The following is a 26,901-nucleotide window of genomic DNA, read 5'->3' as shown; positions in this document are numbered from 1 at the left end:
CGCCCTTTCTCGTGTCATCGAAAGCCAGCGCAGCCGATCGCAGCAGCGTCGATCGCGGAGGCAGCTCCGGCCAACCTCCAGATGTTGCTGAAAGGCCGCCCGCGCGCATCGCGGCTGCTCACCGTCATGGATGAGGATGAACGCATCGCCGCGATGATCGCCGCGTTGTCCGTGTCGGTGCGAGGCCAGGCATCGGCTTCCCCGGCGATCAGGTCGATGCGGCGATCACCAATGCGCAATCGCACTTTCGCGTTGGTGGCCAGCTTGCGTGACAGGCGGAAGTCGACCTGATTGCGGGCGTTTTTTCGCGGCCAGGTTCCGATCGCCGCATAAGGCTGAAAATCGCGCTGCATCGCGTTCGGTTCGGCCATGGCGATGGCGTAGCATCGCGGCACTTGAGCGTCGCGAAAGGATCCCCACCCGCCGTAGAGGCCAAGGCTGTCGCGGGCATTTGTCGGAATCGCCGCAAGGGTTGCGGCCAGCGCTGCGACGCAAAGGGGGGCACGCACGATCATAGCCACCGCCATAAAGGGTTTGCGGGATCGGCCATCAGCTTCGCCGTCAGCGCGAACGACAGTATCACCAAGAGGGGACGCACGCCCCTGCCTCCATAGCGCATCGCCAGACGCGCACCGATCTGGTTGCCCGCCACGTTGGCGACGGCCATCGCGCCGCCCAGCAGCCAGAGCACTTTGCCACCGGAGATCATCGCGCCCAGACCGGCGATGTTGGTCGAAAGGTTCAGCAGCTTGGTGTTGGCGATGGCGCGAACCAGCCCCAGCCCACCGAGCGCCACCAACACGGTGGTGAAGAACGAGCCGGTTCCGGGTCCGAAAAAGCCATCGTAGAAGCCGATACCGGTGACGATCGCGGTGAGCGCCCACTTGCTGGCGCGTGCCTTGCGATCCACCTCGCTCATCGGCGGGGCGAGCAGGAAATACAGCCCCATCGCCACAAGCAGGATCGGCACGAAGGCCGCGAGAAACGATGGATCGATGAACTGCACGGCCGTCCCCCCGGCGAATGAGCCAAGGAAAGCGCCAATGGCCGGAACGGCGAAGGACTTGAGATCGACATGACCGGCGCGGTGATAGCTCAGGAACGCAGATGCAGTGCCCACGGTACTTTGCAGCTTGTTCGTTGCCAGGGCAGAGATTGGCGGAATGCCGGTGGCCATCAACGCGGGGATCGTCAGCAGCCCGCCGCCGCCCGCCATCGCATCGATGCCGCCTGCGAGAAACGCGATCGCGAGCAGGAACAGGACCGCGTCGATCGTCAGTTGCATGTCGATGACGCGCCTTCAGGATAGGCGATTGCCATCACTTCCCATTCCTTTTCGCCGGAAGGCAGGCGCACGATCCGCAGGTCGCCCACGGCGGCGCCGCGCAAGGCACGGGCGATGGGCGCGCTCCAGCCGATGCGACCGGCGGACGCGTCCTGCTCGTCATCGCCGACGATGGTGACGTTCATGCGCTGGTCGTCGTCGTCGGCAAGTTCGACCTGCGCGCCGAAGAACACTTTGCCGCGCTCTGCCTGAAAGACCGGATCGACCACCCGCAGTGCTTTCATGCGCCGGGCGAGGTACGCCAGTTCGCGATCGATTTCCCGCATCCGCTTGCGGCCATAAAGGTAGTCGCCATTCTCGGACCGGTCGCCATTGCCTGCCGCCCAGGAGACGATCTCGACGATTGCGGGCCTCTCCGTTCCCAGCAGGTGGTCGTAGCGTGCGCGCAGTTTCGCCATGCCTTCAGGGCTTATCGGCGGGCCGGAGTGTTTGGCGGCGTCTGTCATGCGCCGTCCTTAAGCAAAGCGCAGCGGCGCGCCAAGCGGCGGCCGCTGCTTATGCGATGCCAATGATCAGCCCGGCTTGCGCTTGCCGGGCATGAGCCGCGTCAGCTTGTTCGATCCGGTGTAGTCCGACTGGCGCGGGTACATCGATTCGTACACCACTGCGTTTTCCAGCACGCGCTGCACGTAGTTCTTGGTTTCATAGATGGGGATCTGCTCCATCCAGTCTATCCAGTCGACCGATCCGGTGCGCGGATCGCCATTGGCGCGCAGCCACTTGTTCACGTTGCCGGGCCCGGCGTTATAGGCGGCCACGGCAAGCGGGGTAGCACCGCCGTAATACGTCATCATGCGGCCGAAGTAGCCGTCGCCAAGCCGAATGTTGTAGGTGGGATCGCTCACCAGCGCAGACTGGTCGTATGGCAATCCCATCTTCCCAGCCTGCTCGCGCGCAGTGCCGGGCATCAACTGCATCAGGCCGCTGGCCCCGGCATGGCTGAGGGCGTTCTGCGCGAACTGGCTTTCCTGCCGGGTCAGCGCGTGAACCATCGACCAGTTGGTGCCCGCCGGTGTCGGGATCAGTGGATAGGAGATCTGGCCAAACTGGTCGAACCCGCTGGCGTGCGCGCTTTGCCCCATGATCACCGCCAGATCGCGGCGTCCGATCTGTCGGGCAAGGTCGGCCACCAGCACGTAGTCTTCCGGCGTCTGTGCCTGTTCGGAAATTTCGCGATAGAACTGAACGCCGGTCCGCCAATCGGCATCGCGCGCCACATCCCGCACCGCTTTGGTGATGGGCAATGACGCGAAGGACGTACGTTGCGCGGCGCTGGGCGAGGCGTTTGACCGCGTGTCCAGATTGGGAATCGCTCGACCCAGCCTCTCCAGAGAAAGTTGGCCGTAGAAGTATTGTGGATACTGGCCGGCCATTTCGAAATACCGGTTCGCGCCCGCCGTGTCCCCGGCAATCGCCAGCGCACGGCCAGCCCAGTAAAAACCTTTCGACCGCGTGCCGGGGGTCTGCGCCGCCGCACCGTAACGGTAGAACAGCGGGGCAGCGCCTCGGGCATCGCCAAGCGACCACAGTGCTTTCGTGCCGCCGAGCCAGACCAGGGTCGTGTAATCGTCGCGCACCCGGTAGGACTGTCGGCTGACGTCGGTGCCCGGCGCGAAGCCGTCATCGATCGATGCCGCAATCCGCACCGCGCTGCGATCGTCCGCGCTGCGGGCGGCGTTCAGCAGTTCGCGCACCCAAAGCTCGGGCTCGGGAACGGGGCGGGCCAACGGCGGGCGGTTCGCCAGCAGCGATACCTCCCCCGGAATGTTGCCGGTGCGCCGCGCCTGAAGCGCCCGGTTATAGATGTATCCCGGATCGGACGATGCATCGGAGGGCAGCGTGACGCCCGAAGCGCCGGGGGCCTGCCCCTGAAGGAGAGCGAGCCGCTCCATGAAAAGGCCGCGACGGCCAGCCGATACAAACGAGATCTGGCGCTCCGCCTGCGCTGTTTCGCCCTGCCACAGCAGCGCGTCCATGCGGGCATCGTGGTCGGCCGGGGTCAGCCTGTCGCGATAAAGGCCGAGCAGCGTCGGCTCGTCGGACGGCAGCAGGCTTCCCTTGCGCCAGGCGGCGACCGCATTGGTGGCGGCATCGGCGCGGCGCATGTTGGACAGAGCGACGGCATAGCGGCCCGCCGCCTTGCTGTTCATCGGTTCGAATCGGTCAAAGTAGGCGATGATCGATCCGGCGTCCGGCGATTCCGTCAGCAGGGCTTTTTCGGCATACCCGCGAATCTTGTCCTGCTGCGGGTAGCCCGGATTGGCGAGCAGGAAGCTGGTGTAGGCATAGAAGCCCATGCGATCGTTCGTGGACAGCTGCTTCCACCGGTCGATGGACTGATGAACAGCCATGTCGTGCGACTGCATCGCCTGTGCACGGGCGGCGTCCCATTCGCGGCCATCGGTGTTGGCGTTCTGGGCCAGGGCTGGAGAAGTGAAAGCGGCGAGAGAAATGCTCAGCAGCAGGGTGGGGGTTCTCAACATGCTGGACATTTTGGAAAGAGGCTCCTTATCAGGCGCTGAACATGACGTTCGAGAAAGGGGGCGGTTCCCCTGATCGTGCGATCATGGACCATCAGTTGAGGTAAAGTCCATGTTCTCCGGCTCCATTCCTGCGCTTGTCACACCTTTTCGCGATGGAGCGTTCGACGAGCAGGCTTTCCGCCGCCTGGTGGACTGGCAGATCGAATCGGGATCGGCGGCGCTTGTGCCGTGCGGGACGACGGGGGAAAACTCGACGCTTTCCAACGCCGAGCATCATCGCGTCATCGAAGTGTGCATCGAACAGGCGGCGGGCAGGGTGCCGATCATTGCCGGGTGCGGCAGCAACGATACGATGAACGCGCTGCTGCACATGACGTTCTCCAAGAAGTGCGGTGCCGCCGCCGCCCTGCTTGTCGCGCCATACTACAATCGCCCTAGCCAGGACGGGCTGCTGGCGCATTTCGGCTACCTCGCCGAGAACATCGACCTGCCGATCGTGCTCTATAACGTACCGGGACGCACCGTGACCGACCTGCTGCCCGAAACCGTGTGCGAACTGGCGCGCCGTTATCCGGGGCGGTTCATCGCCATCAAGGACGCAAGCGGCGATCTCAGCCGCGTCACCGATCACCGCATGGGCATCGGCAAGGACTTCGTGCAGCTGTGCGGTGACGATGAACTGGCGCTCCCCTTCAACGCCGCGGGCGGGGTGGGCTGCATTTCGGTAACCGCCAACGTCGCACCAAGGTTGTGTGCCGATTTCCAGGCCGCCTGCGCCGCCAACGACCTCGAGGAAGCACGCCGCCTCAACGATCTGCTCTATCCGCTGCACTACGCCATGTTCGAGGATAGCTCGCCGGGGCCGTGCAAGTACGCGCTGGCCCAGGTGCACGACTGGATCGAGAACGAACTGCGCCTGCCGCTCGTCCCCTGCGGAGACAAGGCCCGCACCGCCGTGGACGAAGCACTCGTCCACGCCGGACTGCTCTGAATACGCAGTAACCCGTAGCAATGCGGCGGGGTGAGGATAAACTCAGGCCCCGCCCGACATTCACGGTCGATCCGCCGTTCCCTTTTGTGACGGACATCCCTACATCCGGCTGATCATGGCACGCCCACAGAACTCCCTTTTCGACAAAGCCAAGACCGTCGCGGAAAACCGCAAGGCCCGGTTCGACTATTTCATCGAGGACAAGTTCGAGGCAGGCATCGCCCTGACCGGCACTGAAGTGAAATCACTGCGTTTCGGGGAGGGGTCGATCGTCGAATCCTTTGCCGAGATTCGCGGCGGGGAGTGCTGGCTGGTCAACGCCAACGTGCCCGAATTCAGCCACGGCAACCGTTTCAACCACGTCCCGAAGCGGCCGCGAAAATTGCTGCTGCACGAACGGGAAATCTCTCGTTTGCAAGGCGCGGTCGAGCGCAAGGGCATGACGCTCGTGCCGCTTTCGATCTACTTCAACAGCCGGGGCCGCGCCAAAGTCGAACTGGCGCTGGCCAAGGGCAAGAACGCGGCGGACAAGCGCACCACCATCAAGGATCGCGAATGGAAGCGCGATCAGGCCCGCATCATGCGCGATCACGGATGAGCACTCTGCTGGCGCGCCTGGGGGCATGGCTGCACCGCCAGATGCCCACTCACGAACAGCTTGAGGCGAACCGCTTCACCGCGCCTCTCGCTCGTCGCCAGGAACTATTCCGTTTCACCCGACGCTCGGTGCCTAGAGGCGTCGCGGTGGGCCTGTTCATCGGCATCTTCGCGCTGATCCCGGGGGTGCAGATCGTCGGCGCCGCGCTTATGTGCGTTCCGTTTCGCGGCAACATTCCGATCGCCGCCGCGATGACGTTCCTGTCCAATCCGGCGACGACGCCGTTCATTCTCGCGGCGTCCATCTGGCTGGGCAATCACCTTGGCTATCATGCCGACCTATCGACGTTCTATGCCCTGTATCAAAGCAAGGCCGACATCGCCGAATGGACCCGCTGGCTGCTGTCCGATGCCGCGCCGGCTTTGCTGGTCGGGCTCCTGGTCATCTCGACGGTCAGCGCCGCCATCGGGTATGTCGTCGCCATCTGGTTCTGGCGCTGGTGGATCGGGCGCAAGCATCACGCCCGACGGGCGCGGTTCGCTCGGCCGCACACGGTTCAGTCGACCGAATCGGAGCCCTTTGCATGAAGGCCCCGACCGGGGGAACGGGTGTGTTCCTGAAGCCCCGCTCCGACGTGCTCATCGTGATTGCGGCGCTGGTCCTCAGCGCGCTGCTGGTCTGGGCGGTGTCAGGGGATGGGGTGCTGCTGCTCATATTCTGCGCGACCATCGCCGCGCTTGGTGCGATTGCCTGGGCGGTGTCGCGCCGTCGCGCCCCCTCCGCAGAAGTTGAATTCGCTCATCCCGACTGGTCGGTAACCGTCGCCGCCATCGAACGACCGGACATGGCCATCGCCATCACTGACCGCGCGGGACGGCTTACGTGCGCAAATCCCTGTTTCGAAAGCTGGTTCGGGGCTGGCAGCGCGCCGCCGCGATTGCCGGTAGTCCACGGATCGCTCGAGCGGCTTGCCGACGCCACTCGCCGCGCATGGCGCGATGGCCATGGAACGGCGGAAATCTCCAACGAAGAAGGCGTGCACTGGCGCGCGGACGTCCGCCGCGCCGGTCGCGGTGACGATTTCCTCGTTTGGCGGATCACCGGCGTCAACGCCACCGACCCGGTCGTTACCTTGATCGAGCATTTGGGTGGCAAGCTGGGGCGCGGCCTCTCCAAGGCGGGCATCGCTGCGGCGCTGGTCGATCCCGACGGCATGATTCGCGCCGCCAGCGCCGGGTTCGCGCAGCGCGCCCTCGGCAATGCCAAGGCGGACATGACCGGCTCCGATTTCGTGGCGCTGCTCAGCCAGGAAGAAGGCGAACGCATCGGCTGGGCGCGCGAGAGCGGGCGCGGCGGCGCACTTGTTCTCTATCATGTGCCCGTGGCCGACCCCGATCTTCCGAACGATCCCGACCCGGCCACGACCCCTTCGCTGATGCTGGTGGTCGAAGCATCGCAGGGTATCGGCGCCAGCGGCGGCGGCACCGGCTCCGCCCCGCATCTGGAGGCGCTGCTCAGCCAGCTGCCGCTCGGCCTCGCCATGGCCGACAGGGATGGCCGCTTGCTGTTCGCGAACCCCGCTTTCATGCGAGCGGCCGGTCAGGAAGGCCAGCCGCCGCCAACGTTCCCGACCGACATGGTCGTCAAGGACGACAAGCGGGCTCTCGCTGAGGCGATCCGACGGTTCACGCAAGGTCCGGCGGCGGCCGGGGACCTGGCGATCCGACTGGTGTCGCAGCCGGAGGATCCCGTATCTCTCAGCCTGGCCGGCGTGCGCGGACTGGGCGACGCGGCGGTGCTTCTCGGGCTGACTGACACGTCGGAGGAAATAAGGCTCAAGCGTCAGGTGGCGCAGGCCACAAAGATGCAGGCAGTCGGCCAGTTGGCGGGCGGCGTGGCGCATGATTTCAATAACGTGCTCACTGCTATCCTGGGTACCTGCGACCTCATGCTGATGCGCCATACGCCGGGCGATTCGGACTATGACGACATCCAGCAGATCCGCGCCAATTCGAATCGCGCCGCATCGCTGACCCGCCAGCTGCTGGCCTTCTCACGCCAACAGACGCTGCGGCCCGAGACATTGCAGCTTCCCGACATCGTGGCCGATGTCTCGCAGATGCTGCGTCGCCTGATTGGCGAGAAAATCCAACTGGTCGTCACGCATGATCGCGATCTGGGACCGGTCCGTGCCGACCCCACCCAGCTTGAGCAGGTCATCGTCAACCTTGCCGTCAACGCGCGCGATGCGATGCAAAGCCGGGGCGACGGATCTGGACGCCTGTCGCTGGCGACTCGCAAAGTGACGACGACCGACGTGCGCGCCATGCGCAGCGAAATCATTCCTGCTGGCGAGTATACCGCGCTCATCGTGGAGGACACCGGCGGCGGAATTCCTCCCGAAATTCTCGGTAAGATCTTCGAGCCGTTCTTCACCACCAAGGAACAAGGCAAGGGCACCGGCCTCGGGCTGTCGACGGTCTACGGTATCGTCAAACAGTCGGGCGGATTCATTTTTGCTGAAAGCGAAGTAGCGCATGGCGGGAAGGCGGGAGGCACTCGCTTTACCGTGTACTTGCCCGTGCATCACGTCGCGCCGGGCAGCGTGCCGGAAATCACGCAGGCTCGTCAGGAGCCCCCGCCAAGCCGCTGGGCAGGGGGCGGGGCGATCCTGCTTGTCGAGGATGAGGATCCGGTTCGGGTCGTGGCTGAGCGCGCCCTGACCCGGCAGGGGTATCAGGTGACATGCGCGCGTGATGGTGAAGAGGGCCTGGAACTCGTGCAGGAAGGCGGCAAGTTCGACCTCGTCGTATCGGACGTCGTCATGCCGACAATGGACGGCCCGGCCATGGCGCGCGAGATTCGCCGGTTCGCGCCGGACCTGCCCGTCCTGTTCATGTCGGGCTATGCTGAGGAACAATTGCGCAAGCAGATCGGCATCGCCAACGCCTGGTTCATGCCCAAACCGTTCTCGGTCCAGCAGCTCTCGGAAAAAGTCGGGGAAGTTCTGTCGCTTATGGCAAAGAGCTAGCCACCCGTTAAAAAACGGAAAACCAATGAAGTTCTCCTCTTGTTCTACCGGAACAAAGCGAATACACAGCATGTCGTGACGTTGACCTTTCCGGTCAGCCCGGTAGCAGAGAGGAAGAGACATGGCTGCTCAGCTCAAGCTGATCCAGGAAGGCAAGGAAAAGGAATCAATGGACCGTCAAAAGGCGCTGGAGGCAGCGCTTGCCCAGATCGATCGGGCATTCGGAAAAGGCTCGGCGATGAAGCTGGGTTCGAAAGAGACGATGCAGGTCGAAGCGATTTCCACCGGGTCACTGGGTCTCGACATCGCGCTTGGCGTGGGCGGTCTGCCCCGTGGCCGTGTCATCGAAATCTATGGTCCGGAAAGCTCGGGCAAGACCACGCTGGCGCTGCACTGCATTGCAGAAGCTCAGAAGATGGGCGGAACTGCCGCGTTCATCGACGCGGAGCACGCGCTCGATCCGGTCTATGCCAAGAAGCTGGGCGTCAACATCGATGAACTGATCGTCTCGCAGCCGGATACCGGTGAACAGGCGCTCGAAATCACCGACACCCTCGTTCGCTCGAACGCGATCGACGTGCTGGTGGTCGATTCCGTTGCGGCTCTCGTTCCGCGTGCGGAAATCGAAGGCGAAATGGGTGACAGCCATGTCGGTCTGCAGGCCCGTTTGATGAGCCAGTCGCTGCGCAAGCTGACCGGTTCGATCAGCCGTTCACGCTGCATGGTGATTTTCATCAACCAGCTGCGCATGAAGATCGGCGTGATGTACGGAAACCCGGAGACCACCACTGGCGGTAACGCGCTCAAGTTCTACGCATCGGTTCGCCTCGACATCCGCCGCACAGGCGCGATCAAGGATCGGGACGAGGTCGTGGGTAACGCGACTCGCGTCAAAGTCGTCAAGAACAAGGTAGCGCCCCCGTTCAAGCAGGTCGAATTCGACATTATGTATGGTGAGGGCGTGTCCAAGATCGGCGAAATTCTCGATCTTGGCGTCAAGGCGGGCATTGTCGAAAAATCGGGTGCTTGGTTCAGCTACGATTCGATCCGCATCGGTCAGGGTCGTGAAAACGCGAAGACCTATCTCAAGACCAACCCCGAGATCGCCGATCGCCTTGAAAAGGCTATCCGCACCAAGACGGAAGGCCTGGCCGAAGAAATGATGGTCGGTCCGACCGAGGAAGACGATGCCTGATCGGCGTTGATCTCTCTCACAAGAAGCAAAAAACCCGGCCTAACCAGCCGGGTTTTTTGTTGCTGATCGCCGCTCATTCAGGGCGCCGCCGCATGTGTTTGATCAACTAAAGTCGGCCGACGCGGTTCAGGAGGGGGAGGGGGAAAGAACCGCGCCGGCCTTCACATCAGATAACCACCAACCCCCATCCGCGTTCCCACCAACGAAAAATCTAGCCTCGTTGATGAGCAAAAAGCCGAATTCTCATCGCAAATCCCGAACAGTCTGACCGCAGACAACCGCTTGCCGACGTGGCGCTGGTGGCTTATCGGCGCGAATATGCAGACGACCAACGAAATCCGCCGGTCTTTCCTCGACTATTTCGCCAGCAATGGTCACGAAGCCGTACAATCAGCGCCGCTCGTTCCTTACAACGATCCGACGCTGATGTTCGTGAATGCCGGCATGGTGCCGTTCAAAAACGTGTTCACCGGTCTGGAAACACGTAGCACCCCGCGTGCGACGTCGTCGCAGAAATGCGTCCGCGCCGGCGGCAAGCACAATGACCTGGACAATGTCGGTTACACGGCACGGCACCATACATTTTTCGAGATGCTCGGAAATTTCTCGTTCGGCGATTATTTCAAAGAGCAAGCCATCACACACGCATGGACGCTCCTGACCAAGGAATGGGGACTTCCGAAAGAAAAGCTGCTCGTAACAGTTTATCATACTGATGATGAAGCGTTTGATCTGTGGCAGAAGATCGCCGGATTGCCAGAGCAGAAGATCATTCGGATTGCCACCAAGGACAATTTCTGGGCGATGGGCGACGAAGGACCTTGCGGCCCTTGCTCCGAAATCTTTTTCGATCACGGTGATCATATCTGGGGCGGCCCTCCCGGATCGCCGGATGAAGACGGTGATCGTTTCATCGAGATATGGAATCTGGTTTTCATGCAGTTCGAGCAGGCTGCTGGAGAGATCGTAGGAAATCTGCCAAAGCCATCCATCGATACCGGCATGGGCCTAGAGCGCGTGTCGGCCGTCATGCAGGGCGTTCATGACAACTACGATATAGACACTTTCAAGGCATTGATTGCCGCTTCTGAAAGTTTGACCGGCGTCGCCGCACGCGATGATAACCAGGCCAGCCATCGAGTGATAGCCGATCACCTGCGATCGACGAGTTTCCTGTTGGCGGATGGCGTGCTGCCTTCGAACGAAGGGCGAGGATACGTTCTGCGGCGGATTATGCGTCGCGCAATGCGTCATGCTCATTTGCTCGGCGCAAAAGATCCGCTGATGCACCGTTTAGTGCCCGCATTGGTCGCTGAAATGGGACAGGCATATCCGGAACTTGGCCGTGCGCAGCCATTGATCGAAGAAACGCTCGAACGGGAGGAAGTTCAGTTCCGGCGGACTTTGTCGAACGGCCTGAAACTCCTTGACGAAGCCACCGCTGGCATTGCGGAAGGCGGAGAATTGCCTGGCGACACCGCGTTCCGGCTCTACGACACGTTCGGATTTCCTTATGACTTGACCGAGGATGCGCTTCGCTCGCGCGGAATCTCGGTGGACAAGGCCGGATTCGATTCGGCCATGGCCCAACAGAAAGCCGCAGCGCGCGCTGCATGGAAAGGCTCGGGCCAAGCGGCTGACAGCGAGGTTTGGTTCGACATCGCCGAGCGTGAAGGGGGCAGCGAGTTCACCGGCTACACATCGATTGCCGGCGAAGGTCGAGTTGTTGCGTTGGTGAAGGACGGCCGTGAAGTATCGTCGGCATCGACGGGTGAACTGGTAACAGTTCTCACGAACCAGACTCCATTTTACGGCGAATCAGGTGGGCAGGTTGGTGACTCGGGATCTGTCGCCGGTGCTGGTGGACTGAGTATATCCATCAGCGATACCGCAAAGCCGCTCGGGCGGCTCAACGCGATGATTGGTCAGGTCAATGACGGTAGCATTAAGGTTGGCGACGTAGTCAATTTGACGGTGGACCAAGAGCATCGGGACGCGGTGCGCGCTAATCATTCTGCGACGCATTTGTTGCATGCCGCTCTTCGGGGGCGCTTGGGCGCCCACGTGACGCAGAAAGGGTCTATGGTTGCTGCCGATCGCTTGCGCTTCGACTTTTCACATCTAAAAGCGCTTACACCCGAAGACATTATTGCGATTGAAGCTGAGGTAAACGCGGAGATCCGGGCTAATGAGCAGGTGCTAACGCGTCTGATGAGCCCGGATGATGCAGTCGCTGCCGGTGCGATGGCGTTGTTCGGCGAGAAATACGGTGATGAAGTCCGCGTACTATCGATGGGACGCGCCTCAGGGGAGCGGACTTATTCGGTGGAACTGTGCGGTGGCACGCATGTGCGTGCGACAGGTGATATCGGCGTGTTTCGCATCGTGTCGGAAAGTGCGGTATCGTCTGGCATCCGGCGGATCGAAGCGATGACCGGGGAGGGTGCCCGCAAATGGCTTGTCGGACGCGAAGAAGCTCTGAAAAATGCAGCGAGCCTTTTGCGAACCACTCCGGAAGATGTGGAAGCGCGAGTAGCGGCATTGTTGGATGAGCGCCGGAAGCTGGAGCGAGAACTGGCTGAAGCCAAAAAAGCACTGGCATTGGGTAGCGGCTCTGCCGGCCCGACGGCCGCTGATGAAGTAATCAATGGTGTCAAATTTTCAGGCCACGTGCTGGACGGTCTCGATCCCAAGGACCTTCGTGGGCTGCTGGACCAGGCAAAGCAGCGTTTGGGGTCCGGTGTCGCGGTGATCGTGGCTGTAAACGAAGGAAAAGCCAGCATCGCCGCCGCCGTTACGGGCGATCTGGTGGAGAAAGTCAGCGCGGTCGCACTTGTTCGGAAGGGCGTCGAAGTGTTGGGTGGAAAGGGCGGCGGCGGACGGGACGACATGGCACAAGGGGGTGGGCCAGACGGTTCCAAGGCCAGTGATGCGATCGCCGCTATAAGAGCGGAACTGCAGGGCTAGGCCTCGGCAATCGGTTCCTTTCGTGTCGGTGATACTGCGGTATGGTGGAGTCGTGGTTGGTCCTTTTGTCCCACTTCACTAGGTCGGGCCATTTCGTTGATGGAACTTCACTTGGCGTTCAGCGAACCGCTGGCTATAGACCCTCCATGTTCGAACGCTCGCGCCTGAAAACCGCCCTTCTTTTCGCCGCCACTGGCGCGATTGTCCTGACGTCCGGGTGTGGAGGGCGAGGTGGCAAGAATCGTGACACGGCGTACGTCGCTCGTGACGTGAATACGCTTTATGCGGCTGCGCAGAATCAGTTGGAAACGGGTCGAACCAAGCAGGCGGCCGCTCTTTTCGACGAAGTTGAAAGGCAGCATCCTTATTCACCATGGGCGCGGCGTGCACAGTTGATGAGTGCATTCAGCTATTATGCGGCTCGCGATTACAATAAGGCGATCCAGTCGGCGCAACGTTTCCTTTCCATTCATCCGGGCAACAAGGATGCGCCATACGCGTATTATTTGATTGCGATCTGCTATTACGAGCAAATCAGCGATGTGACCCGTGATCAGAAGACGACACAGCAGGCCAAGCAGGCCTTGACTGACGTGATGAGACGTTATCCTGGGACATCCTACGCTTCGGACGCGAAGTTGAAGGTCGATTTGGTGAACGACCATTTGGCCGGCAAAGAGATGACCATCGGGCGTTCTTATGAGCGGAGTGGAAAATGGCTCGCTGCGACATTGCGTTTCCGCAATGTGGTCGACAACTTCCAAACTACGAGCCATACGCCTGAAGCGCTTTTTCGGTTGGTAGAAGGTTATCTGTCGCTCGGTGTCCCCGACGAGGCGCAGAAAGCTGCTGCGGTCTTGGAGCGAAACTATCCCGGAAGCGATTGGTATGCACGGGCGTACAAGTTGATGAACAAGTACGCGCCGCAGAACCTCGCGACTTGATTTAAAGCGCCATTCCGTCAAACGCCGGTTCTGCGTTCGAAGTCTAGCAGCATTTCTGCGACTTTGTTGCGACAGGACGCACTTGGATTAGGCCAATGCTGCTCGGAGCCGAGGCCGCAGCCCGTGGACATTAAGCGTCGTAGGCGGGGCGAGTTCCGGCGCGCGATGATGGTGTGTTGCAGCATCGGCCGCTACAATTCGTGCGACAGCTCAGAGAGTTTCCCTTTAGTCCCTGAAAGCTGAAGTCTATTGTCCATCAAAATAGTTGAGATTAGAGAATCTCGACAGAGGGCATTTAGGCTTAAAGGGAAATCATCCAAAACCGCGTGGCGTAACGCCACTTCAAAAATTGCTGATGGCCGGGCGTCAATGCGCCGACGGTTGTCGGATCGCGTCGCGGGCTTGAGAGGGCAAGCCCGATAGGCAGGCGCATGCCGGTATTCCGGAACAATTCAATTCCCTGATCGAAGGATTTGAATAAATGAGTTTGTTTGTTCGCCGCACGCTTTTTGCGACCACTTTTCTTTCGTCAGCCTTGCTTGGAACATCGCCGGCTTTTGCGGACAATGCGCCTGTTGCAGCAGGAAACGTCGCCGTAAGTGAGGAACAGGAAACGTCGTCGATCGGCACGGGGGCAAGAGATCGCGGTAGCGATATTGTTGTCACCGCACGCCGACGCCAGGAATCAAGCCAGGACGTTCCTTTGGCAATTTCCGTGGTAGGTGGCGAACATATTGATGCGACCGGATCGTTCAATGTCGGTCGTTTGCAGCAAATCACTCCCACACTGCAGTTCTATTCGTCTAATCCGCGCAATACTGCAGTTAACATTCGTGGGTTGGGCGTGCCATTTGGACTGACCAATGATGGTATCGAACAGGGCGTCGGCATTTACGTCGACGACGTCTACAATTCCCGCGTTGCATCTGCGACTTTTGACTTCCTTGACGTCGCGCAGGTTGAAGTCCTGCGCGGTCCCCAAGGAACACTTTATGGTAAGAACACGACGGCGGGCGCCATCAATATTACCACCAACCAGCCTACTTTCGATTTTGAAGGAAAGGCAGAGGTTTCGGTAGGCAACTACAACTTCAAGCAGGCTAAAGCCGCTATCTCGGGACCTCTCAGCGAGAAATTTGCCGCTAGACTGGCCGTATCATCGACTAGCCGTCGTGGCACGATCTACAACGTCACCACTGACCAATGGATTCAGAGCCAGGACAATCTTGGGATCCGCGGACAGCTCCTGTGGAAGCCAACCGAAACGCTGAATGTCACCCTTGCTGGCGATTTCAGCACTCAGGATGCCAACTGCTGTGGGTCGGTGTATGTCCGTACCGGTCTGACTCAACGCCCCTTGAACCGCCAGTTCGAGGCGTTGGCGCAAGCGCAGGGTTACGAGCCGGTCAGCCGGAATCCCTTTGATCGTCTTACTGATCTGGACACTCCGCTAAAGGCTAAAAACAAGATCGGCGGCGCTTCTCTTCGCGTCAATTGGGAATTGGGCGAAGGTACTCTGACGTCCATTACTGCATGGAGGTTCTGGGATTGGGATCCTTCGAACGATCGTGACTTTACGGGCCTCCCGATCGTTGCGCTCTCGCAAAACCCGTCGCAACAAGACCAGTACACGCAGGAACTTCGATACAACTACAGCAGCGACAAAATCGATTTCGTCGTCGGCGCTTTCGGTTTCTATCAACGAATCGACACGCAGGGAACAGAGGCGCAGGGCGCAGCTGCGAGCCGCTGGAGCATTAATCCGGGATCGATGACTGCGGTGCCGCCAGGGTCAGCTGGCTGCGGTCCGACGGAAGCAAACCGGCTAGCTTGTGATCCCAGCGTCCTCAATGGACTTGTCGCTTACAACACCCAGTACCTGAAAAATACCAGCGCTGCGCTGTATGGGCAGCTGAGCTGGCACGTTACGCCAGAGTTGACGCTGCAGCCTGGAGTAAGGTTGAACTACGATAAGAAAGAAGGATATTACCAGCGCCGTGTATTCGATGGTCAGGGCAATCAGTTGTTGCTAGGCCAAGCGTCGTACACTCCTCGTCAGACTGCGCAGTTGGCAATCTACACGCCGCAGGAAATATCCCCGACCTTTAGCGACTGGAATTTCAGCTACGATTTCACCGCTAGCTACAAAGTGGCGCAGGATGTTTTAGTCTATGCCACATACGCGAAGAGCTTCAAGTCAGGCGGTATCAACCAGAATGGCGTTCCAGTGGATGGTAGCAACAATCCCATCCTAGCTGCGGCGACCGTCAAGCCTGAATCGGTCCATCACTATGAGGCTGGCGTCAAGACGCAGTTCTGGAACCGTCTCGCGACGTTGAACTTGTCGATCTTCAGAACCGACATCGCGAATTACCAAGCCAACGTGAACAATGGCCAATATGGCGTATTGCGCGGTTACCTCGCCAATGCTGGCGCAGTTCGCTCACAAGGTGTCGAGGCTGATTTCTCGGTGAGACCGAGTGAACGCTTCAACGCCTATGTGAATGGTGCCTACACGGATGCTACTTATCGCAAGTTCGTGGATGCGCCTTGCCCGCCTGAACTGTCGGGCGGCACGTCCAGCCCAGCAAACTGCGACATTTCTGGATCGCGTTTGCCTGGCGTTTCCAAATGGTCGTTCTCGTTCGGCGCTGAAGCAAACGCTCCGGTTTCTTTGCTTGGCAAGGAAGGGGAGGTGTATTTTGGATATGACGGGAGTGTCAGGTCCAATTTCTCCTCCAACCCGACTCCGTCCAGATACACATGGGTAGACGGCTATTCCCTGCACAACTTCCGCGCCGGCTTCCGTACTGAATCCGGGTTCGATGTCTACGGGTGGGTGCGTAACGCGTTTGATCGCAATTACTTTGAGCAGTTGTTCGTCGGGCCGGGTAACACGGGCCTGATCGCCGGCCTGCCGGGTGATCCGCGGACCTGGGGCTTTACGATCAAATCGAATTTCTGATCCTCGATCAGACCGAGCAATCATTCAGCGGTCACGTATCCCCGTGGCCGCTGAACCTTTTTCACCCGTTTCGAAATGCACGCAAATTGTTGAAGCAGGGTGACGGGTTGATCGTCATCCGCTAGAACGCTTCGCGAACATGCTGAGCCGCCTCTCCATTCGTAACATCGTCCTGATCGAAGCGCTCGATCTCGATTTCGCGCGAGGGCTGGGCGTGCTCACGGGTGAAACTGGGGCGGGGAAATCCATTTTGCTGGATGCGCTGGGCCTGGTGCTCGGTAATCGGGCGGACAGTGGCTTGGTTCGTGCGGGCGAGCCGCAGGCCAGCGTCAGCGCCAGCTTCGAATTTGGTGCGTTGCCTCTGCCGGTACTTGCCGTAATCGAAGACGCCGGGTTGGAAATAGAGTTAGGTGAACCGCTCATATTAAAGCGCCACCTGAAGGCAGATGGTGGTTCGAAGGCATTCTTGAACGATCAGCCTGTCGGCGTCGCGCTTTTGCGTGAAATTGCCCCGGTATTGGTCGAGATACATGGCCAGCATGATGATCGAGGTCTGGTCAACGCACGGGGGCACCGTGCTCTGCTTGATCGGTTCGCGGTTGCTGATGCAGTTGGTGTGGCGACTGCCTGGGAAACGTGGCGCGATGCCCGTGATGCGCTCCAAATTGCACGCGATACTGTCACGCGTGCGGCTGAAGATCAGGTGCTTCTCCAAGCCCATCTTGTAGAGTTGCTTACTCTTGCTCCCGAGGTTGGCGAAGAAGCGGAACTGGCGGGCTCGCGATCAGACATGCAGAAAGGAGAGAAGCTGGCTGACGATCTGTCGGCGCTTCAGCATTTATGGGCGGGGTCCGACTCCGCGTTAACCGCGTTGCGGGGCGCGGCTCGCCGTCTCGATCGGATCGCTGGCGAACACGAGATGTTGGCCGAAGCACTCGCGGCATTGGATCGCGCCGTCATCGAAGCCAGCGAGGCGGAGGACAAGCTTCAGCGTGCGGCGGAAGCGTTGTCGTTCGATCCGGCTGAACTGGACCGCATCGAAACTCGGCTATTTGATCTACGGGCAGCCGCCCGAAAGCACGGGTGTCAGGTAGATGATCTACCTGCGAAAATGACTGAAATGCAGGCCGCGCTCGATGCCATCGAAGGCGGCCAGGAACATATCGTGGATTTGGAGAGGGCCGCGCAAAGCGCCGCGCTGGCGTACCGTGAAAAAGCGGTTGCACTACATGACGTGCGCCGCGCAGCCGCCAAGCGTCTCGACCTCGCTGTGGCGGCCGAGTTATCGCCCTTGAAACTCGATTCCGCCAAATTTCGCACATCGGTCGTCAAACTTCCGGAGGAGCGTTGGGGCGCCAGCGGCATGGATGCTGTGGAATTTCTGATCAGCACCAACCCAGGGGCCGACTTCGCTCCATTGGCCAAGATCGCCAGTGGTGGCGAATTGTCCCGATTTATCCTCGCGCTAAAGGTTGCGCTGGCCGAAGAGGGCGGGGCGGCAACGGTGATTTTCGATGAGATCGATCGCGGTGTTGGCGGAGCAGTGGCTGATGCTATCGGCGAGCGTCTGGCGCGACTTGCTGCTAACGGCCAGCTTCTGGCGGTTACTCACTCGCCACAGGTCGCCGCGCGCGGGAACCAGCACTACATGATCGCAAAGTCCAGCCAAGGTATCGTCACTCGCACATCGGTGACACCGCTTACCAAAGCGGAACGCAAGGAGGAGATTGCTCGTATGCTCTCCGGTGCTCAGGTGACTGACGAGGCCCGTGCGCAGGCGGACCGACTGTTGGAATGGGCCTGAAAAAGCGATCGGATTGTTCGCTGATTCGATTCAATTAGCTCGGTAGAAACTAGTGCCAAACGCCGGTGGCTGCCTTAATACTCACATATGGATAGCCAGATTTCGACCGGTCTTCCCAGCGAAGCCGAAGCCGCCAATGAACTGATGCGACTGGCGCGGCAGATAAACCGTGCCAACCGGCTTTACCACGCTGATGATGCCCCCGATATGGCAGATGCAGAGTACGATGCTCTGGTCCGGCGCAACGCCGAGTTGGAAGCGGCATACCCTCATCTGATCCGTGCTGACAGCCCAACGAACAAGGTGGGCCACGATGTCGCGTCGTCACCGCTGGGCAAAGTGAAGCACGAGGTGCGGATGATGAGCCTCGACAATGCATTTGCGGACGCGGAAGTTGCCGACTTTCTTGGGCGCGTGCGACGCTTTCTATCTCTGACGGCTGACGAACCATTGGCGGTTACTGCGGAAGACAAAATCGACGGCCTTTCCTGTTCGCTGCGGTATGAAAAAGGCCGGCTGGTCCGTGCCGCCACCCGGGGTGACGGGCTGGTTGGGGAGGATGTGACCGCAAATGTCGCCCATATCGCGGACATCGTTCAGACGCTCAAAGGCGACGATGTGCCGGACGTTTTTGAGGTCCGCGGCGAAGTCTACATGGAGAAGGGCGCGTTTCTGGCGCTCAATGCGCAGTTAGTTGATGAAGCACATGCGGCGGCGGAAGCCTGGGGGGAGGCTTTTGAGGACACCAAGGTTCGGCAATTCGCGAACCCTCGTAATGCGGCGGCGGGATCGTTGCGGCAGAAGGATGCGTCCGTAACGGCGCGGCGGCCCTTGCGGTTTTGGGCGCACGGGTGGGGCGCGGCGAGCGAGGTTCCCGGCGCTACGCAGCATGAGGTGATTCGTCGGATCGAGAGCTGGGGATTGCCGGTATCGCCTCAGTTCCGCCTTTGTCATTCGCTGGAGGACATGTTGGACGCCTATGCCCGAATCCGTGACGGTAGGGCAGGGCTCCCGTTCGAGATTGACGGCGTGGTCTACAAGATCGACCGGTTGGACTGGCAGCAAAGGCTGGGCTTCGTCGCCAAAGCACCGCGATGGGGGCTGGCCCACAAGTTTCCTGCCGAGCGTGCCGAGACAGTGGTCGAGTCCATCGACATTCAGGTCGGCCGAACCGGTAAACTGACCCCCGTGGGTCGGCTCCGGCCGGTCCTGGTCGGCGGCGTCACCGTCACCAATGTTACGCTGCATAACCGGGACGAAATTGCCCGGCTCGGCGTCAGACCGGGCGACCGCGTGATCCTGCAACGCGCCGGCGACGTCATCCCGCAGGTGGTGGACAATCTGACGCGCGACGAAAGCCGTCCTGCATTCCCGTTTCCTGAACACTGCCCCCAATGCGGTTCCGAAGCGGTCGCCGCCGAAGGGGAGGTGGATGTCCGGTGTACAGGCGGACTGATCTGCCCGGCGCAGCGGACGGAACGCCTGAAGCACTTCGTCAGCCGCGCCGCGCTCGACATCGAAGGTCTGGGCGAAAAGACCATCGACGAATTCTTTGCGCTGGGTTGGCTGGAAAGCCCGGCGGACATCTTCCGTCTGCGCCGCCGCCGGGCCGACATTCTCGCGCTAGGAGGATGGAAGGACAAGTCGGTGGATAACCTGTTGGCAGCCATCGAGAGCAAGCGCCGACCAGACGCGGCACGGCTGCTGTTCGGCCTTGGCATACGGCATGTTGGCGCCGTGACGGCGCGCGATCTGATGAAGCGGTTCGAAACCTTGCCCGCCCTTCGCGAAGCAGCCGAACAATCCCACGTGACGGACGGGGAGCAGGCTGCGCAGGCCGGCAGCGATGCCTATGCCGAACTGATATCCATCGACGGGGTTGGTCCCGTCGTCGTCGAAGCGCTGGGTGACTTCTTCCACGAAGAGCATAATCGCCAGGTTTGGGATGATCTTCTTCGGGAAGTATCGCCGCCGCCTTACGTCGTGGAAACGAAAGCAAGCGAAGTTTCCGGCAAGACGGTCGTCTTCACCGGGAAACTGGAAACCATGAGCCGTGACGAAGCCAAGGCGCAGGCAGAGCGGCTTGGCGCGAAGGCGGCCGGGTCGGTCTCCGCGAAGACCGACCTTATCGTGGCAGGACCGGGGGCAGGATCAAAGTTGAAAAAAGCCGCCGAACTGGGAATTCCCGTGATCGACGAAGGCGCATGGGCGCAAATCGTGGCGGCGGCCGAAGCGTGAGGCGATAAGCCGCAAGCGACACTTGCGGCTTATCTCAGCTGTAGCGCGCCTTGCGCTCGTGCACCTGGCGATAGTGCTGCACTCGAGTTGCTCGCAGCCCGGCCATGCCCTCGCGCTCGATTGAGCGCTGCCAGGATGCAAGTTCCTCAAGCGTGAGGTCGTAGCGTTCGCAGGCTTCCGCGATAGTCAGCAGTCCACCGTTGACGGCAGCCACCACTTCGGCCTTGCGCCGCACTACCCAACGCGAAGTGTTGGCAGGCGGCAGTGTGTCCCGGCTCATCGGTTCACCGAGCGGGCCGGTGATTACCTCTGGTTGGGCGAGTTCAGTATCGATCATTGGTTGGCCTCTTGAGTGTAGGTTGCCAACCCCCTGTCGACCTCGATTCTTGTCGAGAAATGTTAATTTGGAAAGACCGGAGATAGTTAACGCGCGTTTACGTATTTTCCCCCAGGGTGCTTTAACGAACGGAGAAAATTTCTTCACCGCACCAAATTTCCCGGCGATTACAGCATCATAGATCTCGATATTTTCCAGCGGGCATAAACGAATCTCGGGCGAAAATGCTTCCCGGGAACTCGGTCAATCGCCCGATGAGTGCGTTAGACCGTTAATGAGTCGTAATCGCTTGCCTACCCTTCGGACCGCATGGACCTGGCCAGCAATCTGCAGGCAACAGTCAACGCGACCGTTTGCGCATCCACAGGATGGACCAGTCGCCATTCACAAGACGAGCGGCGAGGCGAAGCCCGGCCCGGCGGCAGGCCGATCGAACCGCCTGCTCCTGCGTTTCGAGCAATCCGGCCAAGAGAAGATGCCCGCCGGGAATCAGGGACTGTCCAAAAGCGGGTGCCAGCGACACGAGCGGTCCCGCAAGGATGTTGGCGATGATGAGGTCATAAGGCCCGCGTGCCGACAGGACGGGGTGGTCCATGCCGTCAGCCACCGTCATCACCAGTTGCCCCCGTCCTCCGCCCAAGGGAATTCCATTAGCGGCTGCATTTTCATCGACGACGCGCACGCATACCGAGTCAATGTCGCTGGCAGTCGCCAAGGTGCGCGGCCAGAGCGACAGGGCGGCGAACGCCAGGAGACCGGTGCCGGTGCCGATGTCCGCGCAATTGCGAACGGTGATTCCGCGTGATTTCATGTGGGTCAGCATGGCAAGGCAACCCGCGGTGGTCGCGTGCTGGCCGGTACCGAAAGCCTGGCTGGCCGGAATGGTAAAGTCGATCACTCCGGCATCGTTCGACGCATCATGCTCGGGCGTATGGACGTAGAACCTGCCGGCCTTGATGGGTTCCAGCCCTTCCTGGCTGGCCACCAGCCAGTCGGTTTGCGGCAGTTCCTCGATCGTCAGTTCGGGGGCGGGAGCATCGGCGAACAGGCCCAGAATTGCCGTCCGATCGGCGCGCGTAGGTTTGTGGTCCAGCCACGCTTCCAGTTGCCATTCGTCAGGCTTGTCTTCGGCGATTTCCCGGCCGCTGAGCACAATATCGGGATCCCAGTCCCAGGCGTCTTCATGAGCGACCAGCGCGTTCTCGATTGTAGGACGCGGCGCAAATGCGGTAACTTTCCAGCTCACTTGGTCTTCCCGGTGCGGGTTTCGCTGCGCAATCTGGCATCGAACTTTCCGCTCGCCGCCGCAGCGTAAGCGCGGCAGGCATTGCGCTCGACCAGTGGCTTCTTGCCGGCGAACCGCTCCATCATGTTGCTGGCTTCCGGATGCGGTGTCAGCAAAATATCGCAGGGCAGGGCCGCCATGCGTTTCAGCCCGAGCCGGACGGCGGCTACGCGAGCAGGGTGATCGGTGAAGCGGTAGTCATCGGACGAGATGGTCGAGGCGCTGTCCGCATACGTGACCGTTTGGCAGACCTTGGCGTGGTCGCAGGACTGCCACGTCCAACTGGTCGACCCCGGTGCATGGACGGGGGTGTCGTGAGCGGTGAGGACGATCGATCCGACACCGAGCAGATTGCCGTCAGCCAACGTGCGAGTGACCGATAGGGCGGCGATGGGGCGCATTCCCGCGAATTGCGGATCATCCGGACTGGACTGGCCCGACTCCAGCGCCTTTTGCTGAACCGGCAAGGCAGCCACTTTCGCGCCCGTTGCCTTTTGCAACGCGGCAAGACCGCCCACGTGATCATAATGTTCATGGCTGGCGACGATCCACCGCACGTCCCGGGGATCAAAGCCCGCTCGCTTGATATTGGCGAGAACCAGCGGCGCGGCCTCGGCCTCACCCCCGTCGATCAGGACATGACCGTCCTTGCCGGTGATCAGGATCGACGAAATGCCGCACGTGCCGACATACCACGTGTTGGCGACAATCCGCGCGGGTGGGGCCGGATCGGTCCACCCGGATCGTCCCTTGCAGGCGGATGCCAAACGGGCCGGCGAAAGGTCGTTCCTGGCGGGGGCAGCATGTGCTGACGGCAGGACGGAAAAGGCGATGCCGGCTATGGCGGCGGCTATCGATATGCGATTCATGGCGCGATACTTACGCCTCACCTATGCGATAGGCCAGTGCGCGATGGCATCGAGATGCGCCGTGGGAACTTGCACCGTTGCTCATTTTGTCTAAGGGGCTTGGTCGAGGGCAGCTTGTTGCGCTGCCGCAGGCAAGGGATTCGTTAGAGCCATGGCAAACGCCGGGACCAAGAGCCGTCCGCTTTCGCCGCACCTCCAGATCTGGAAGTGGGGCCCGCACATGTTGGTGTCGATCCTGCATCGCGTCACCGGTGATGGCATGGCCTTCGCTGGTCTGGGCGTGCTGCTGTGGTGGCTGGCCGCGCTCGCCGGGGGACCGGCATCGTACCAGACCTTCCAGTGGGCCATGACCACGCCGATCGGGTATCTGGTGCTGGTGGGCATTTCCTGGGCGTTTTTCACGCACATGTGCAGCGGCCTGCGCCATTTCGTGATGGACGCCGGTGCCGGGTTCGAACTGAACACCAACCGGCTGTGGTCGGTCGTCTCGCCGATCCTCGGCATCGTGCTTACAGCCGCCTTCTGGGCGGTGATCCTGCTTCGCTGAGGGGACGCAAACATGGGTAACGGAACTTCCATCGGTCGCGTGCGCGGCCTGGGCGCCGCCAGGGGCGGTGTCGTTCACCACTGGCTGCTGCAGCGCTTCACCGCCATCGGCAACCTGCTGACCGTCCTCTTCCTGATCGTGTCGCTGATCCTTCTGCCGGATTACAACTACGCGACGGTGGTCGAATGGATTTCCCGTCCGGTGGCCGCGACGATCATGGCGTTGCTGGTGGTGTCGACGTTCTGGCACGCAAGGCTGGGGCTGCAGGTGCTGGTCGAAGACTACGTGCACGAACACGCCAACAAGTTCGCCTGCATCACGGCGCTGAACCTCGCCGCATTCGCCGGGGCCGCCTTCGGCGTCTTCTGCATCGTCCGTCTCGCGCTGGGAGCACACGCCTGATGTCCGCGCCTGCCTACAAGATCATCGACCATCTTTACGACACCGTCGTCGTCGGCGCCGGTGGCTCCGGCCTGCGCGCGACGATGGGTTCAGCCGAGGCCGGCCTCAAGACCGCCTGCATTACCAAGGTCTTCCCGACGCGCTCGCACACGGTCGCGGCCCAGGGCGGTATCGCTGCCTCGCTGCAGAACAATTCGCCGGACCACTGGACCTGGCACATGTTCGACACCGTGAAGGGGTCTGACTGGCTGGGCGACCAGGACGCCATTGAATACATGGTGCGCGAAGCACCGCAGGCTGTCTACGAACTGGAGCACGCTGGCGTTCCTTTCAGCCGTAACCCTGACGGCACGATCTACCAGCGTCCGTTCGGCGGTCACATGCAGAACATGGGTGAAGGCCCGCCGGTTCAGCGTACTTGCGCCGCTGCCGACCGCACCGGTCACGCGATGCTGCACGCTCTGTATCAGCAGTCGCTGAAGTATCAGTCGGACTTCTTCATCGAATACTTCGCGATCGACCTGATCATGGAGAACGGCCAGTGCCGCGGCGTCATCGCGCTGTGCATGGACGATGGTTCGATCCACCGCTTCCGCGCGCAGGCCGTCGTTCTGGCGACCGGTGGCTATGGGCGTTCCTACTTTACGGCGACGTCCGCTCACACCTGCACGGGTGACGGCGGGGCCATGGTTCTGCGCGCCGGACTGCCGCTGCAGGACATGGAGTTCGTCCAGTTCCACCCGACTGGCATCTACGGTGCCGGCGTTCTCATCACCGAGGGCGCGCGCGGCGAAGGCGGATACCTTACCAACTCTGAGGGTGAGCGCTTCATGGAGCGTTACGCCCCGTCGGCCAAGGACCTTGCCAGCCGCGACGTCGTTTCGCGTTCCATGGCGCTGGAAATTCGCGAAGGCCGCGGCGTCGGTCCTCACAAGGACCACATCTACCTTCACCTCGATCACATCGACCCGAAGGTTCTTGGAGAGCGTCTGCCCGGCATTACCGAGAGCGGCAAGATTTTCGCCGGCGTCGATCTAACCCGCCAGCCTCTGCCCGTGGTGCCGACCGTCCACTACAACATGGGTGGTATTCCGACGAACTATCATGGCGAAGTCATGACGATCGGCGCCGACGGCAATCCCGAGACAGTTGTCCCCGGCCTGTTCGCTGTCGGCGAAGCGGCCTGCGTTTCTGTCCACGGCGCCAACCGCCTTGGCTCCAACTCGCTGATCGACCTCGTGGTGTTCGGCCGTGCTACCGGTCATCGCCTGCGTGACCTGGTCAAGCCCGGCGCGGCTCAGGCCGAATTGCCCAAGGACTCGGCGGACCTGTCGCTCACACGCCTTGACCACTTCCGTAATGCCAAGGGCGGCACCCCCACGGCGGAAATCCGCACGGAAATGCAGCGCACCATGTCGCTTCATGCAGCGGTGTTCCGTACCGACGAACTCATGGTAGAGGGCAAGGAGAAGCTCGCCAAGACCTACGAGAAGATGCAGGACATCCACGTGTCGGATCGCGGCCTGATCTGGAACTCCGATCTGGTCGAGACGATGGAACTTGATAACCTGATTTCTCAGGCCACCGTCACGCTGCATGGTGCCCAGAATCGCAAGGAAAGCCGTGGCGCTCATGCACACGAGGATTTCCCCAACCGCGATGACGTAAACTGGATGAAGCACACAGCGGCTTGGTTCAATGGCTGGGGCGGCAAGGGCGGCGAAGTCCGCATCGACTACCGTCCCGTGCACGAATACACGCTGACGGACGACGTTCAGTACATCAAGCCGAAGGCCCGCGTGTACTGATACGCCGATATCTGAACGAGAGGAGGGCGGGGCGCTGGCAGGCGCGCCGCCCTTTCGTTTTGGCCGGTCGTGAGGCAACGTCGCAACCTGTGTGGGCGCGAGGCATTTCTTTGGCATTGTCGAATGGGCCGAAGGAATAGTCGATGCAGCGCACCGAGATCGATCCGTTGCTGGATCCCCACGTCGAGCGTGATCCGATCGTGCAGCAGATGAGCCGGGCGCCGGGCAGGACATGGCCATGGGTCATGGGCTATGGCGTCGTGCTCTCGGTCGCCGCACTGGTGGTGCTGGTTAATCCGCTGGTCGCCGGGGTAGCCACCGGTCTGGTTCTTGGCGTGACGTTGTTCGTCTACGGCGTTGCCGCCATCGCTTCGGGATGGACATCGATGTCTACGCGTGCGCGCTGGACGGAGCTTGCGCTTGGCTTGATCGCGTTATTGGCTGGCATCTTTGCGATCCTAAACCCGATCGCCGGCGCGATCTCTCTGGTCTGGGCTATCGGGATCTGGCTGATCGTCGCAGGCGGACTTCAGATCTCGTTCGCGCTGAACAGCAAGAACGATCGCAACTGGCGCCTGCTGCTGGGTGTGCTGGATTTGGTGCTTGGCTTGGTGCTGCTGTTTTCCGGGGCGCTGGCCGGCCTTGCAATGCTGGCGTTGGTCGTGGCGATAAGTTTGACGGTGAGGGCGATATTCCTGATCCGTCTGGCCATCGCGCTCAAAAAGACCGACGCCTGACCGGATCAGTCCCGGGACTGGCGCACGTCTCCATTCCAGCGGGACAGAATCGCTTCCAGGTCCAAGGGGTCGAGCAGTCGTTCGAACGCACATCCCACCAACCCATTGTCCCACCATATTACTCTGGCGGCCACGGCTTCCTTGCCGGGAAGGGTAAGCCAGCACATGGTTCTTGGCGCCACGCGCGTCATTGCGGTCGCTGAAAACCCGGAAAGCGAAAGATCGCGCACTGCCGTCTGGAAGCCTTTCGATCCCGAAGGCCGTAGCGAAGCCGGGATCGATATGCGCAGGCGTGGTGCACTGCGGTCCTCCTGAGCGGCCGCGGCGTATCTATCTTGCTGGGTGTGGACCATGG

The 26,901-nt window shown here is 61.0% G+C and carries 22 protein-coding genes; 14 read left to right on the top strand and 8 right to left on the bottom strand.

Features of this window, described 5'->3' with window-relative positions:
- Window positions 1–14 precede the first annotated feature (14 nt).
- The 4 genes from ACZ1JM_RS08645 to ACZ1JM_RS08630 all read right to left on the bottom strand — a co-directional run bounded on the left by ACZ1JM_RS08645 (window position 15) and on the right by ACZ1JM_RS08630 (window position 3,837).
- Entirely contained in the window at window positions 15–515 is a 501-nt protein-coding gene (locus ACZ1JM_RS08645) for a hypothetical protein (RefSeq protein WP_465134419.1), read from the bottom strand.
- A complete protein-coding gene (locus ACZ1JM_RS08640; RefSeq protein WP_465134418.1) occupies window positions 512–1,285 on the bottom strand; it encodes a TSUP family transporter in 774 nt (257 codons plus the stop codon). The genes ACZ1JM_RS08645 and ACZ1JM_RS08640 overlap by 4 nt, the downstream gene beginning before the upstream one ends.
- Complete coding sequence (gene greB, locus ACZ1JM_RS08635; RefSeq protein WP_465134417.1) at window positions 1,276–1,791, bottom strand: transcription elongation factor GreB; 516 nt, start codon at window positions 1,789–1,791, stop codon at window positions 1,276–1,278. The genes ACZ1JM_RS08640 and greB overlap by 10 nt, the downstream gene beginning before the upstream one ends.
- A gap of 66 nt (window positions 1,792–1,857) precedes the next feature.
- Window positions 1,858–3,837, bottom strand: a complete 1,980-nt coding sequence (locus ACZ1JM_RS08630; RefSeq protein WP_465134416.1) for a lytic transglycosylase domain-containing protein — start codon at window positions 3,835–3,837, stop codon at window positions 1,858–1,860.
- A gap of 100 nt (window positions 3,838–3,937) precedes the next feature.
- On the opposite strand from ACZ1JM_RS08630, the gene dapA reads away from it, so the two are divergent.
- From dapA to ligA, 10 genes are all read left to right on the top strand, one after another.
- Entirely contained in the window at window positions 3,938–4,819 is an 882-nt protein-coding gene (dapA, locus tag ACZ1JM_RS08625; protein ID WP_465134415.1) for a 4-hydroxy-tetrahydrodipicolinate synthase, read from the top strand.
- Window positions 4,820–4,934: 115 nt separating this feature from the next.
- The gene (gene smpB / locus ACZ1JM_RS08620) at window positions 4,935–5,417 is read left to right on the top strand and encodes an SsrA-binding protein SmpB (protein ID WP_007678650.1); all 483 of its coding nucleotides are present in this window, start codon (window positions 4,935–4,937) and stop codon (window positions 5,415–5,417) included.
- Window positions 5,414–6,004, top strand: coding sequence for a DUF2062 domain-containing protein (locus tag ACZ1JM_RS08615; protein WP_465134414.1), 591 nt, complete (start codon window positions 5,414–5,416; stop codon window positions 6,002–6,004). The genes smpB and ACZ1JM_RS08615 overlap by 4 nt, the downstream gene beginning before the upstream one ends.
- On the top strand, window positions 6,001–8,448 hold the full coding sequence (locus ACZ1JM_RS08610) for a hybrid sensor histidine kinase/response regulator (protein WP_465134413.1): 2,448 nt from the start codon (window positions 6,001–6,003) through the stop codon (window positions 8,446–8,448). The genes ACZ1JM_RS08615 and ACZ1JM_RS08610 overlap by 4 nt, the downstream gene beginning before the upstream one ends.
- Before the next feature lie 121 nt (window positions 8,449–8,569).
- Window positions 8,570–9,643, top strand: a complete 1,074-nt coding sequence (recA, locus tag ACZ1JM_RS08605; protein ID WP_465134412.1) for a recombinase RecA — start codon at window positions 8,570–8,572, stop codon at window positions 9,641–9,643.
- A gap of 318 nt (window positions 9,644–9,961) precedes the next feature.
- On the top strand, window positions 9,962–12,610 hold the full coding sequence (alaS, locus tag ACZ1JM_RS08600) for an alanine--tRNA ligase (RefSeq protein ID WP_465134411.1): 2,649 nt from the start codon (window positions 9,962–9,964) through the stop codon (window positions 12,608–12,610).
- A 146-nt stretch (window positions 12,611–12,756) separates the two neighbouring features.
- The gene (locus tag ACZ1JM_RS08595) at window positions 12,757–13,554 is read left to right on the top strand and encodes an outer membrane protein assembly factor BamD (RefSeq protein WP_465134410.1); all 798 of its coding nucleotides are present in this window, start codon (window positions 12,757–12,759) and stop codon (window positions 13,552–13,554) included.
- Window positions 13,555–14,035: 481 nt separating this feature from the next.
- A complete protein-coding gene (locus ACZ1JM_RS08590) occupies window positions 14,036–16,519 on the top strand; it encodes a TonB-dependent receptor (protein ID WP_465134409.1) in 2,484 nt (827 codons plus the stop codon).
- Between the two features lie 139 nt (window positions 16,520–16,658).
- A complete protein-coding gene (gene recN, locus ACZ1JM_RS08585; protein WP_465134408.1) occupies window positions 16,659–18,323 on the top strand; it encodes a DNA repair protein RecN in 1,665 nt (554 codons plus the stop codon).
- Between the two features lie 87 nt (window positions 18,324–18,410).
- The gene (gene ligA, locus ACZ1JM_RS08580; RefSeq protein ID WP_465134407.1) at window positions 18,411–20,561 is read left to right on the top strand and encodes an NAD-dependent DNA ligase LigA; all 2,151 of its coding nucleotides are present in this window, start codon (window positions 18,411–18,413) and stop codon (window positions 20,559–20,561) included.
- A 34-nt stretch (window positions 20,562–20,595) separates the two neighbouring features.
- Here ligA and sciP read toward each other — a convergent pair whose 3' ends face one another.
- From sciP to bla, 3 genes are all read right to left on the bottom strand, one after another.
- Window positions 20,596–20,898, bottom strand: coding sequence for a CtrA inhibitor SciP (sciP, locus tag ACZ1JM_RS08575; protein WP_465134406.1), 303 nt, complete (start codon window positions 20,896–20,898; stop codon window positions 20,596–20,598).
- A gap of 340 nt (window positions 20,899–21,238) precedes the next feature.
- Complete coding sequence (locus tag ACZ1JM_RS08570) at window positions 21,239–22,144, bottom strand: 50S ribosomal protein L11 methyltransferase (RefSeq protein ID WP_465134405.1); 906 nt, start codon at window positions 22,142–22,144, stop codon at window positions 21,239–21,241.
- Window positions 22,141–23,052, bottom strand: coding sequence for a subclass B3 metallo-beta-lactamase (gene bla, locus ACZ1JM_RS08565; protein WP_465134404.1), 912 nt, complete (start codon window positions 23,050–23,052; stop codon window positions 22,141–22,143). The genes ACZ1JM_RS08570 and bla overlap by 4 nt, the downstream gene beginning before the upstream one ends.
- Before the next feature lie 151 nt (window positions 23,053–23,203).
- On the opposite strand from bla, the gene sdhC reads away from it, so the two are divergent.
- From sdhC to ACZ1JM_RS08545, 4 genes are all read left to right on the top strand, one after another.
- Window positions 23,204–23,599, top strand: a complete 396-nt coding sequence (gene sdhC, locus ACZ1JM_RS08560; RefSeq protein ID WP_465134403.1) for a succinate dehydrogenase, cytochrome b556 subunit — start codon at window positions 23,204–23,206, stop codon at window positions 23,597–23,599.
- Between the two features lie 12 nt (window positions 23,600–23,611).
- Window positions 23,612–24,001 carry a succinate dehydrogenase, hydrophobic membrane anchor protein gene (gene sdhD, locus ACZ1JM_RS08555; protein ID WP_465134402.1) on the top strand — a complete coding sequence of 130 codons (390 nt, stop codon included), beginning with the start codon at window positions 23,612–23,614 and terminating at the stop codon, window positions 23,999–24,001.
- Entirely contained in the window at window positions 24,001–25,809 is a 1,809-nt protein-coding gene (sdhA, locus tag ACZ1JM_RS08550; RefSeq protein WP_465134401.1) for a succinate dehydrogenase flavoprotein subunit, read from the top strand. Before sdhD ends, sdhA begins: the two co-directional genes overlap by 1 nt.
- Window positions 25,810–25,952: 143 nt before the next feature.
- Window positions 25,953–26,546, top strand: a complete 594-nt coding sequence (locus tag ACZ1JM_RS08545) for a DUF308 domain-containing protein (protein ID WP_465134400.1) — start codon at window positions 25,953–25,955, stop codon at window positions 26,544–26,546.
- 5 nt (window positions 26,547–26,551) lie between these two features.
- Here ACZ1JM_RS08545 and ACZ1JM_RS08540 read toward each other — a convergent pair whose 3' ends face one another.
- Entirely contained in the window at window positions 26,552–26,899 is a 348-nt protein-coding gene (locus ACZ1JM_RS08540) for a PilZ domain-containing protein (RefSeq protein ID WP_465134399.1), read from the bottom strand.
- Between the last annotated feature and the right edge of the window lie 2 nt (window positions 26,900–26,901).

This window comes from Novosphingobium sp. BL-S-24, assembly GCF_055521575.1.
This window is presented reverse-complemented; position numbering and strand designations above follow the sequence as displayed.